The 11,418-nt window shown below is 44.7% G+C and carries 9 protein-coding genes; all 9 read left to right on the top strand.

Going from position 1 to position 11,418, the window contains the following annotated elements; all coding sequences use genetic code 11:
- Positions 1-98: 98 nt before the first annotated feature.
- The 9 genes from KP625_RS04305 to hisC all read left to right on the top strand — a co-directional run bounded on the left by KP625_RS04305 (position 99) and on the right by hisC (position 11,301).
- Positions 99-935: a pyridoxamine kinase gene (locus KP625_RS04305; protein WP_238299533.1), complete on the top strand. Its 837-nt coding sequence runs from the start codon at positions 99-101 to the stop codon at positions 933-935.
- Between the two features lie 131 nt (positions 936-1,066).
- Positions 1,067-1,843, top strand: a complete 777-nt coding sequence (locus tag KP625_RS04300) for a ZIP family metal transporter (RefSeq protein ID WP_238299532.1) — start codon at positions 1,067-1,069, stop codon at positions 1,841-1,843.
- Positions 1,844-1,963: 120 nt separating this feature from the next.
- Entirely contained in the window at positions 1,964-2,584 is a 621-nt protein-coding gene (locus KP625_RS04295) for a flavodoxin family protein (RefSeq protein ID WP_177970062.1), read from the top strand.
- An 81-nt stretch (positions 2,585-2,665) separates the two neighbouring features.
- The gene (locus KP625_RS04290) at positions 2,666-3,946 is read left to right on the top strand and encodes a glutamate-5-semialdehyde dehydrogenase (protein WP_238299531.1); all 1,281 of its coding nucleotides are present in this window, start codon (positions 2,666-2,668) and stop codon (positions 3,944-3,946) included.
- Between the two features lie 21 nt (positions 3,947-3,967).
- Positions 3,968-5,443, top strand: coding sequence for a polyphosphate:AMP phosphotransferase (pap, locus tag KP625_RS04285; protein ID WP_238299530.1), 1,476 nt, complete (start codon positions 3,968-3,970; stop codon positions 5,441-5,443).
- A 36-nt stretch (positions 5,444-5,479) separates the two neighbouring features.
- Complete coding sequence (locus KP625_RS04280) at positions 5,480-6,313, top strand: undecaprenyl-diphosphate phosphatase (protein ID WP_238299529.1); 834 nt, start codon at positions 5,480-5,482, stop codon at positions 6,311-6,313.
- Positions 6,314-6,352: 39 nt separating this feature from the next.
- Positions 6,353-8,725 carry a beta-glucosidase gene (locus KP625_RS04275; RefSeq protein WP_238299528.1) on the top strand — a complete coding sequence of 791 codons (2,373 nt, stop codon included), beginning with the start codon at positions 6,353-6,355 and terminating at the stop codon, positions 8,723-8,725.
- A 30-nt stretch (positions 8,726-8,755) separates the two neighbouring features.
- Positions 8,756-10,213 carry an aminoacyl-histidine dipeptidase gene (locus KP625_RS04270; protein WP_238299527.1) on the top strand — a complete coding sequence of 486 codons (1,458 nt, stop codon included), beginning with the start codon at positions 8,756-8,758 and terminating at the stop codon, positions 10,211-10,213.
- A 41-nt stretch (positions 10,214-10,254) separates the two neighbouring features.
- The gene (gene hisC / locus KP625_RS04265; protein ID WP_238299526.1) at positions 10,255-11,301 is read left to right on the top strand and encodes a histidinol-phosphate transaminase; all 1,047 of its coding nucleotides are present in this window, start codon (positions 10,255-10,257) and stop codon (positions 11,299-11,301) included.
- Positions 11,302-11,418: the final 117 nt, after the last annotated feature.

Raw genomic sequence — 11,418 nt, 5'->3', positions numbered from 1 at the left:
TTGTAAATCTGACATTTCCATATAATTTATGATTGGAGATTTACATAAGGTCAAAATAACTATATCGTTAGAGAAAATAAAAAAAGAGGTGTTTTAACATGACAGATAAAAAGGTTTTGACGATTCAGGATATTTCATGTATGGGGCAGTGTTCGCTTACAGTTGCACTTCCGATTATTTCGGCGTGTGGTGTGGAGACTGTTATTCTGCCTTCTGCTGTATTATCAACACATACCGGGGGATTTACCGGATATACATTCCGTGATCTGACGGAAGATATTCCTGGAATCATGAATCACTGGAAGAAGGAAAATATTCAGTTTGACTGCTTGTATACCGGATATCTTGGCAGTATCACACAGATCGAATATGTGTATGATTTAAAAAATCAGGTTGTAAAAGAGGATGGCTTGTTAATTGTGGATCCGGCAATGGCAGATAACGGAAATCTGTATTATGGATTTGATGAAGCTTTTGTTGCACAGATGGCAAAGCTTTGCGGCAGTGCAGATATTATTTTGCCCAATATCACAGAGGCAGCATTCATGACAGGAAGTGAACTTCGGTTAGAGGGACAGGATGAAGCATATGTACAGATGATTTTAGAGGCTCTTGCGAAACTTGGCTGCAAAAAGATTGTTTTAAAAGGTATCAGCTTTGAAAATGATAAAATCGGAGTTGTCGTATATAACTGCGCAGAGAAAAAAGCAGAATATTATTTCACAGAGAAGGTGCCAAAGAGTTCACATGGAACCGGTGACTGTTATGCGGCAGCTTTTACAGGCGCGATGATGCAGGGAAAGACGATCCTTGAAGCTGCGAAGATTGCAGCCGATTTTGTGGTAGACAGTATTAAAAAAACAGACGACGGACATTGGTATGGTGTATGCTTTGAACGTGCATTGCCGATGCTTGTGACAGAATTGAACAAATAAATGTCAACTTCATATATCTGAATCCCAAAGAAAGGATTGCGCTGGTTTTGACCGTGCAATCCTTTATTCTTTGTTGCCGATTCAGGTTATTTTGTATATAATATGAATATCTATGAAATAAGGAGGCATATATGAATATATTGATTGCCCTTGGCATACCTTTTATAGGAACAACTCTTGGTGCGGCAATGGTATTTTTTATGAAAGAAAAGATTGCTCCGAAGCTTGAGAAAGCGTTGCTCGGTTTTGCGTCCGGCGTGATGATTGCGGCGTCTGTCTGGTCACTTCTGATTCCTTCTATTGATATGACGGTGGCACAGGGGGGCATCGCGTGGGTGCCCGCGGTAGTCGGTTTTTTGCTGGGCATCGCATTTTTATTGTTATTGGATACCCTGATTCCGCATCTGCACTTAAACAGCGATAAACCGGAAGGCGTACATACGAAGATTAGTAAGACCATGATGATGCTGTTTGCAATTACTTTGCACAATATACCGGAAGGTATGGCGGTCGGCGTTACGATCGCGGGTGCGCTTGCGGGCAATGCAGGAATTACGATTACGGGTGCGTTTGCCCTGTCACTTGGTATTGCAATTCAGAATTTCCCGGAAGGTGCGATTGTCTCCATGCCGTTAAAGGGCGAGGGAATGGGAAAGCCAAAAGCCTTCTTATGTGGCATGGCATCCGGTGCAGTGGAGCCTGTGTTCGGATTTCTGACGATTCTGCTTGCAGCACAGATGACGCGGATCCTTCCGTATTTTCTGTCTTTTGCGGCCGGTGCGATGATCTATGTCGTTGTGGAGGAACTGATTCCGGAAGCACAGGCAGGTGAGCATACGAATATCGGAACGATCGGGACAGCGATTGGCTTTGCGCTGATGATGGTGCTCGATGTAGCACTTGGATGATGATAGAACGAGGATAAATAACCGTTCACAAAATACGTCCGGCGCGGTATCACTTCATGTGCCGTGTGGATGTACACATTATATGGATTGTGCAAAGTTTGAAAGGAGTAGATATATAAGATGAAAGTTTTGATGTTAAACGGAAGCTCCCATATTAACGGAACAACGATGGCAGCTTTGAACGAGGTTGGAAAGGCACTCGAAGAAGATGGTGTAGAATATGAGATTTTTCAGATCGGTGGTGGGCCGATCGCAGATTGCCTTGGCTGCGGACAGTGTACGGAGAATGGATGTATCTTCTCGGACGATGCAGTAAATGCCTTTGTGGAGAAGGCAAAAACGGCGGATGGATACATATTTGGCACCCCTGTTTACTATGCGCATCCAAGCGGACGGATCCAGTCATTTTTAGACCGGGTATTTTATAGCAGCGGCAAGCATTTTGCACATAAACCGGGTGCTTCGGTGGCGGTTGCCAGACGTGGAGGTACAGCAACGACATTTGATGTGCTGAACAAATATTTCGGTATTACGCAGATGATCACGGTTGGTTCTACTTATTGGAACCAGGTACATGGAAGATGCGCAGAGGATGCGGCGAAGGATCTCGAGGGGATGCAGACGATGCGGAATCTTGGACATAATATGGCATGGGTATTAAAATGCTTAGAAGCCGGTAGAGAGAAGGGACTTGTGCCACCGACAGCGGATCGCTCCAATCAGACGAATTTTATTCGATAGTGAGTGGATATAGAAAAAAGAAAGTTGGAAAAGCAATGTGCGTTTGAAAATCTTGGTGGAATGCACAGTAAGGAGGAGCATATGACGATAGAACAACAGGCAGGACTTGTAAAGCTTGCCAGCCCAAAGCTGGCAGGTACAACCGGAGAGCTTCGCGACCAGGCACTTTTGGCAGTTGCGAAAGCATTGACGGATAACAAGGATGCAATCTTTGAAGCAAACAGACAGGATATGGAACAGGCAGAGGCAGATGGGATTGCAGCTCCTGTCTTAAAGCGTCTGAAATTCGACGCGGGAAAGCTGCGCGATGTTATAAATGGCATTCACGATCTGGTGCAGATGCCGGATCCGTTGTTTCAGACGAAGCTTGCAAGAGAACTTGATGAAGGGCTTACATTGTACCGTGAGACGTGCCCGATTGGTGTGATCGGTGTAATCTTCGAGGCAAGACCGGATGCACTCGTGCAGATATCTGCACTCTGTATCAAGAGTGGAAACTGTGTAATCTTAAAGGGTGGCAGTGAGGCTGCAAAGAGCAACAAGATTTTATTTGATACGATCTATGCAGCGGTACGGGAAGCGGGACTTCCGGAGCACTGCATGCTGCAGCTCGAAGCAAGAAGTGAGATCAATGAGCTGCTCACATGTCAGGGTTCAGTTGATCTGTTAATCCCGCGTGGATCAAATGCATTTGTACAGTATATTATGAGCCATACGAATATTCCGGTTATGGGGCATGCGGATGGAATATGCCATATCTATGTGGATAAGGATGCAGATATCGAGAAGGCGATTCCGATTATCTTAGATGCAAAGACGCAGTATGTCAGCGCCTGCAATACCGTAGAGACCTTACTGGTACACAAGGATATTGCACAAAATCTGGTTCCGAAGCTTGCGCAGGCACTCAAAGAGAAGAAAGTTGAGCTTCGTGGAACAAAGGAGATTCAGGCACTTGTAGATTGCATACCTGCAACGGAGAAGGATGATGATACGGAGTACCTTGATTATATTCTTTCAGCCAAGGTTGTAGCGTCGGTGGATGAGGCAATCGATCATATCAACCGGCATGGTTCTCATCATACGGATAGTATTGTAACGGAGAATAAGGAGACAGCGTTGCATTTCATGCGAATGGTTGATTCGGCAGGCGTATACCAGAACTGTTCTACACGGTTTGCCGACGGCTACCGTTATGGATTCGGCGCAGAGGTCGGTATCAGTACAAGTAAATTACATGCGAGAGGTCCGGTTGGATTAGAGGGACTGCTCAGCTATAAATATAAATTATTTGGCGATGGTCATATCGTTGATGACTATGCACAGGGAAGAAAGAAGTTCCATTTTGTCGATTTGCCGTAAGAGGTAAGAAGGAGGATGCCTATGGAGAAAACGATTGCATCAATCACGAAACCGAAGGATGAGGAACTCAAGGAACGATTGTCTGCAGCGAGAGAGAAGCTTGCCACCTTACAGATCAAGGTCAAAGAAGCAAAGATACCGGTACTTGTTGTGCTGGAAGGTTTTGGCGCTGCCGGGAAGGGCAGTGTGCTGAGTAAGATCATTAAGAATATGGATCCGCGTTTTTTTCATGTTGAGACGATGGAACAGCCGGAACCGACCGAGCTTCGGAAACCTTTTTTGTACAGGTATTTTAAAAGGATTCCGGAGAATGGGCAGTTTACATTCATGGATGGAGGCTGGATGGAAGAAATTGTGAAAGACCGCGTACATGAGCAGTTGGATGATGAAACGTTTGAGAAGAGGATCCGCAGCGTGAAACGATTTGAACGCACGCTTTCTGACAATGGTTACACAATCCTGAAATTCTTCTTCTATATCGATGAGAAAGAGCAGAAGAAGCGGATGGAGGAACTGCTTGCAGACGAGAACACCGCATGGCGTGTCTCAGAAGAAGACTTGTGGCAGAACAAAAAACATAAGAAGTGTGCGGAAGCCTATCAGGAATACATGGAGCAGACAAACCAGTCGTATGCACCGTGGTATGCGGTCGATGCCCAAAGCAAGAAATGGGCGGAACTGCAGATCTTAGAGCGTATCAATCAGAATATCGAGACAGCGCTTGCGAATAATGGGAGGGCAGTTCCGATTCTGCCGAACCTGTTCCCTTTGGCACCAATCCCAAAGCTTGCGGATGTGGATTTGAATAAATCGCTTACCGAGGAAGAATATCAGGAGAAGCTGTCGAAACTGCAAAAGCGGTTGTCGGAGCTTCATAATGTAATCTATCGGAAAAAGATTCCGGTTATTATTGCTTACGAGGGCTGGGATGCTGCCGGAAAGGGTGGCAATATCAAGCGGATTGCGTCGGCACTCGATGCACGTGGCTATGAAGTGTATCCGATTGCAAGTCCGGAGCCGCATGAGAAGAACCGGCATTTCCTGTGGCGATTCTGGACGAGACTGCCAAAGAGCGGGCATATTGCAATCTTTGACCGTACCTGGTATGGACGTGTGATGGTGGAGCGTTTGGAAGGTTTCTGTTTTGAGAACGACTGGCAGAGGGCTTACAACGAGATCAACGAGTTCGAGAAAGAGCTTAATGACTGGGGGGCAGTCATCGTAAAATTCTGGGTGCAGATTGACAAGGATACCCAGTTAGAACGGTTTACACTTCGTCAGAATACTCCGGAGAAACAATGGAAGATTACAGAGGAGGACTGGCGGAACCGCGAGAAGTGGGATGCATATGAGGAGGCAGTGAATGAGATGCTCCGGAAGACGAACACGACGTATGCACCTTGGAAGATTCTGGAATCCAATGATAAAAAATACGCGCGGATCAAAGCACTGGAAACAGTGATCCATGCGATAGAAGAAAAAATAAAAAATAAATAATGCAGGCATGCACCTATGTGTATGCAGGAGGAAAACATGTTAAGTTTAGTAGAGATTTTGAAGGTCGTATTTTTAGGTATCGTAGAGGGAATCACCGAGTGGCTCCCGATCAGTAGTACCGGCCATATGCTGTTGGTAGATGAGTTTATTCAGATTCAGGCATCCGATGAGTTTAAGGATATGTTCTTTGTTGTGATTCAGCTTGGTGCGATTCTTGCGGTAATCCTGTTGTTCTGGGACAAAATGTGGCCGTTCCAGATGAAGGACAAGACGAAACCTGTCTGTGTGAAGGAAAAGTTCTCACTGTGGTTTAAGGTTATTGTTGCCTGCATCCCGGGTGCAATTGTGACGCTGCTTTTTGATGATTATATCAGTGCACATTTTGAGACACCATATGTGATTGCAGGTGCTCTGATCTTCTACGGTATTGTATTTATTATCGTGGAACGCTGGAACAAGAAGCGGACACCAAAGGTAGAGAAGCTGGAGGATATCACGTATAAGACAGCGCTTTTAATTGGACTTTTTCAGGTATTATCCATTGTTCCGGGTACATCCCGCTCCGGTTCAACGATTATCGGTGCACTGCTGATTGGTGTATCCCGTGTGGCTGCTGCTGAATTTACATTTTTCCTGGCAGTTCCGGTTATGTTTGGGTATTCACTTTTGAAGGTAATCAAGATGAGTGTGGCAATCACAAGCTCGGAACTTGTTATCCTGATCGTTGGCTGTGCTGTTGCATTTGCTGTATCACTCGTTGTCATCAAGTTCCTGATGAGCTACATCAAAAAACATGATTTCCAGGCATTTGGTGTTTACCGGATTATACTGGGTATTGCGGTAATCGCATATTTTGCTTTGACAGCATAAAAGAAAAAAATTTTACCATACTATAAGGAGGAAGTTCGAATGACCAAAAAAATAGATGAATTGGTAGAAAAGATGACATTGGATGAGAAAGCACATTTGGTGAATGGCGCTACGTTCTTTGGAACATATCCGGTTGAACGGCTGGATATTCCGCGTATGCAGACGTTGGATGGAGCAACCGGTATGAATCTGGAACAGGTGTTTGGAGACATGACGGAGTATGAAAACTGGTCGGATGCGGAAGAAAGAAAAGAAATTGATGCAGATACAAGCAAATCGGTCAATATGATTGGAAGCACGATGCTGGTTGATGTAATCGAGAATTATTTTGAACCGGAAAAACTGACAGACAAAGAAAAAGTTCTGTATCGCTGGATCAAGAAACATATGGATGCCAGACTGAATGGAAAGGATTATGCACCGGGCTGTTATCCGCCGGGGATTCTGCTTGGCTGTACATGGAAGCCGGAAGTAATCCGGAAGGTTGGAGAGGCACTCGGCATGGAGAGCTGTCTGTATGGTGTACATTTTCTGCTTGGACCGAATGTGAATATTTTAAGAGATCCAAGAAACGGAAGATTATTCGAGGGATATTCTGAAGATCCATATCTAGTGACAAAGCTGGCTCCTGAGATTGTAAAGGGAATCCAGAGTTATGGTGTTTCGGCAACGGTCAAACATTATGCTGCAAACAGTCAGGAAACAAATCGTCTGGATATCGATGAGAGAATTACCAAGCGCGCGCTGGAAGAAATCTTTCTGCCGGGATTTTGCGCCTGTGTAAAAGAGGGCGGCACGAAAACAATCATGAACGCTTACAATAAGATTAATGGTGCACGATGCACAGAGAATAAATGGCTGCTGCAGGATAAGCTTCGGGATGATTTTGGCTTTGAAGGCATGGTAATGTCGGACTGGGGCGCTGCACTTGATCCGGCAAAGGCATTGGATGGTGGAACTGATCTTGCGATGCCGGGACCTGCAAATCCTAAAGCAATTTATGAAGCAGTGAAAAACGGTGAGGTATCAGAAGAGGTGCTTGACCGTGCATGCAAGCGGATTTTGTCTGTTTATTCATGGATTCTGGAGCATTACAGAAAAGAAGAAGTGGATGCACTTCCAATCGAAGCTGTTCTGGAGAAGACAGATGCTGCAGCTTATGATGCAGCGTGTGAGGGTATTGTTCTTCTGAAAAATGATGGCAGTTGTCCGCTTGCAAAACAGACAAAGCTTGCAATCCTTGGAAGTGGAAGCAAGCAGATGTTAGAGTGTGGTTCCGGTTCAGCAGGAATTGATACAAGCAGACACGGAGATGTCAAAGCAGAGTTTGCCCGATATTTTGAACTTGTAGATACAGCAGAAGCAGAGTATGTTGTTGTTATTGCAGTGATTTCGGGAATGGAGGGTAATGATCGAGAGAACCTGTTCCTTGCCAGAGAGGATCTGGATATTCTGGCTGAGCTGAAAAAACAGAATAAAAATGTGATTCTGGTGTTAAATACATGCGGACCGGTCGATATGCGGGAAATCGAGACAGAGAATGTGAAGACGGTATTTTGTACATTTCTTCCGGGTATGGCGGGTGCAAAGGCATTATCCGATATGATTGCAGGTGTTGTGAATCCGTCCGGAAAGCTGACGATTACATTTCCGGAGCGTCTGGAAGATGCACCAACCTATATGAATTTTCCGGGAGAGGGATATCATGTAAACTATGGTGAGGGAATCTATATTGGATATCGCTATTATGACAAGAAGAAAATACATCCAAGGTATGCGTTTGGGCATGGATTATCCTATACATCATTTGCATGTATACTTGATTATGTAACGTCCGATACAGAGAAGATTACAGCCAAGGTGACGGTTACAAATACAGGAGATTGTGTTGGAAGTGAAGTGGTACAGATTTATATCCATGATCCATACAGCACACTTCCAAAACCGGAGAAGGAATTGAAGGCATTTGAGAAAGTAAAGCTTGCTCCGGGAGAGAAGAAGACAATCGTGTTTGAAATTCCGACATCAAAACTTGCTTCTTACGATATGGACCGGGAGAAGTTTACGGTGGAAGAAGGATATTATGATGTGATAGCCGCAACTTCTTCCGCAGAGGGAGATATTTTTGGTACGGAGAGAATCTATCTGGATATAAAATCTCCATATTCTTATTGTGTTGATACGCCGCTTCGGGTAATCAGTGCAGAAGAAGATCTGTTAAAGGCAGCAGACGAAGCATGGGAAGAACAAGGCTGGGATGTCGGAATTATAAGAAATAACTGCCAGTATTCGCCGCAGAAAACGCTGCGTGAGATATTGATTTATGTGGATAAGCATTTGTGCAGTGAGGAAAAACAGAAGGCATTTATTGAATCATTTGAAAATAAGATAAAACCAATTAAGAAAAAGTAGGACAATATAGAATTGTCAGGAGGCAGAAAAATGGCAGTGCTTGCACAGTTAGAACCGAAAGCGGTCTTTCGTTATTTTGAGGAAATCTGTGGGATTCCGCATGGATCTTCAGACACACAGGCAATCAGTGATTATCTGGCTGCATTTGCGAAAAAACGAAATCTCTATGTCAGACAGGATACACTTGGAAATGTCATCATGAAGAAGCCGGCAACAAGAGGCTATGAGGATGCACCGGTCGTGATGATCCAGGGGCATATGGATATGGTCTGTGAGAAGACGGATGACAAGGAGATTGATTTTCATACGCAGGGATTGGATCTGGTGCTCGATGAAAATGTAATCCATGCGGATCGGACAACCCTTGGCGGGGATGATGGTATCGCAGTTGCATTTGCGCTAGCAATCTTAGATGCCGATGATATTCCTCATCCGGCACTTGAAGTTGTGATTACGGTCGACGAGGAAATCGGTATGCTTGGCGCGGCAGGAATCACAACAGAAGATCTGCAGGCGTCGTATATGCTGAATCTTGATTCTGAAGACGAAGGTCAGCTTCTGGTTGGTTGTGCCGGTGGTATGACGGCTGTCTGCCATATGCCGGTTCAGTGGGAAAATTGTGATCTGGCACATCCGGTATGTATGCAGCTTGACGTGGATGGATTACTCGGTGGGCATTCCGGCATGGAGATTATTAAACAGCGGGCAAATGCAAACAAGGTGCTTGGCAGAACATTGAAAGCGATACAGGCAGTGGCAGATATCCGGCTTGTGTCAATCGATGGAGGCAAGAAGGATAATGCGATTCCACGTGCGGCACAGGCAGTATTTGTCGCAGAAACAGAAAAACAGCCTGCCATACAGCGGGCAGTGCAGACGCTGCAGGCCGCGATCAGCCATGAATATGAGGTAAGTGATCCGGATGTGACATTGAAGATGAAAGAATGCACAGAGGCAGTGGTAGAGACGATGAACCGTGCGAGTGGCGATGCAATTATCGATGCGCTTTTTCTGCTTCCAAACGGTGTGCAGAAGATGAGTGATGCAATGCCGGGACTGGTACAGACGTCACTCAATCTTGGCATTCTCACGATGAAACAAGATGAAGTGCAGATGGGCTTTTCTGTGCGCAGCAGCGTTGGCAGTGAGAAGAATCTTCTTGCTTTACAGATTCGAGCATTGTGTGAGCGTTTGGGAGGAATGTATACGGAGAGTGGTGCATACCCGGCATGGGAGTATAAGCAGGATTCAAAGTTACGTGATGTGATGGTTGCTGTTTACGAGGAACTATACGGAGAAAAACCAAAACTGGATGTGATTCATGCAGGAGTGGAATGTGGTCTATTTATGGATAAGATGAAAGACCTGGATTGCGTATCATATGGCCCGCAGATGTATGATATCCACACACCGAACGAGAGATTGCATGTTGACAGCGTGCAGAGAACGTGGGAATATACTCTTGAAATCTTAAAGAGACTGAAATAAATGGAAATACAAACAGCCTAGAAAACGGAGGAACGAGACTTATGGGAAACTGGGAAGCAAATATACGAAAGGTTGTGCCGTATGTACCGGGCGAACAGCCGAAGGAACAGGACATTATCAAGCTGAATACAAATGAAAATCCATACCCACCGGCACCGGAAGTGCTGGATAAGCAGGTGGAATTAGCGAATCTGCGTCTGTATCCGGATCCGGCAGCAACGAAATTAGTTGAGGCGATTGCACAGTATCATGGTGTGGATAAAAAGCAGGTGTTTGTCGGTGTTGGAAGTGATGATGTGCTTGCGATGTCCTTTATGACGTTTTTCAATTCGGGAAAGCCAATCTTCTTCCCGGATATTACATATTCATTTTATGACGTGTGGGCAGATATGCTCCGGATTCCGTACGAGACAAAACCACTCGATGTGAACTTCCGTATTCATGCATCCGATTATTATGGTGAAAATGGTGGTGTTGTATTTCCGAACCCGAATGCACCGACCGGAATTGCAGAGCCGGTTGAATTCGTGCGTGATATCGTCAGCCACAACCCGGATGTGATTGTGATCGTGGATGAGGCATATGTGGACTTCGGCGGACAGACAGCACTGCCTCTTCTTGATGAGTTTGACAATCTGCTTGTTGTGCGTACTTTCTCGAAATCACGTTCGATGGCAGGACTTCGTATTGGATATGCGATAGGAAATGAAAAGCTGATTGGTTATTTAAATGATGTAAAATATTCCTACAATTCTTATACGATGGATTTGACCAGTATTGAGCTTGGAACATGCTCAATCAAAGCGGATGACTATTTCAAGAAGATGGTCAAGAAGGTAGTAGATACAAGAACCTGGTTTGTGAAGGAAATAGAAGAACTTGGGTTTACGGTACTTCCATCAAGTGCTAATTTTGTATTTGCGTCACATAAGACAATTCCGGCAAAAGAGATATTTGAAAAAGCAAGAGAACATAAAATATTTGTCCGGTATTTTGACAAGCCGCGTATTGATAACTATCTGCGTATCAGTATTGGAACAGATGAAGAAATGCAATTATTTGTTGCATTTTTAAAAACTTTACTATAAGTGGTTGTGCTTTGCTGAAAAAGAAAATATAATAGAGTTTGTCATCATTCAGACATGTCCGGTCTGGATTTTCCTACGCGAATTATTTAGAAACATAAAGGAGTTTTAAGTATGGAG

The sequence above is a fragment of the Eubacterium sp. MSJ-33 genome (assembly GCF_022174665.1).
Classification (GTDB): domain Bacteria; phylum Bacillota; class Clostridia; order Lachnospirales; family Lachnospiraceae; genus Coprococcus_C.
The sequence above is the reverse complement of the archived record's forward strand: the minus strand, read 5'-3'. Positions and strand labels throughout refer to the sequence as shown.

Excerpts from the sequence above, each read along its gene's own strand:
- KP625_RS04305 (WP_238299533.1), top strand. The coding sequence starts at position 99 with ATGACAGATAAAAAGGTTTTGACGATTCAGGATATTTCATGTATGGGG.
- KP625_RS04300 (WP_238299532.1), top strand. The coding sequence starts at position 1,067 with ATGAATATATTGATTGCCCTTGGCATACCTTTTATAGGAACAACTCTT.
- KP625_RS04295 (WP_177970062.1), top strand. The coding sequence starts at position 1,964 with ATGAAAGTTTTGATGTTAAACGGAAGCTCCCATATTAACGGAACAACG.
- KP625_RS04290 (WP_238299531.1), top strand. The coding sequence starts at position 2,666 with ATGACGATAGAACAACAGGCAGGACTTGTAAAGCTTGCCAGCCCAAAG.
- pap (WP_238299530.1), top strand. The coding sequence starts at position 3,968 with ATGGAGAAAACGATTGCATCAATCACGAAACCGAAGGATGAGGAACTC.
- KP625_RS04280 (WP_238299529.1), top strand. The coding sequence starts at position 5,480 with ATGTTAAGTTTAGTAGAGATTTTGAAGGTCGTATTTTTAGGTATCGTA.
- KP625_RS04275 (WP_238299528.1), top strand. The coding sequence starts at position 6,353 with ATGACCAAAAAAATAGATGAATTGGTAGAAAAGATGACATTGGATGAG.
- KP625_RS04270 (WP_238299527.1), top strand. The coding sequence starts at position 8,756 with ATGGCAGTGCTTGCACAGTTAGAACCGAAAGCGGTCTTTCGTTATTTT.
- hisC (WP_238299526.1), top strand. The coding sequence starts at position 10,255 with ATGGGAAACTGGGAAGCAAATATACGAAAGGTTGTGCCGTATGTACCG.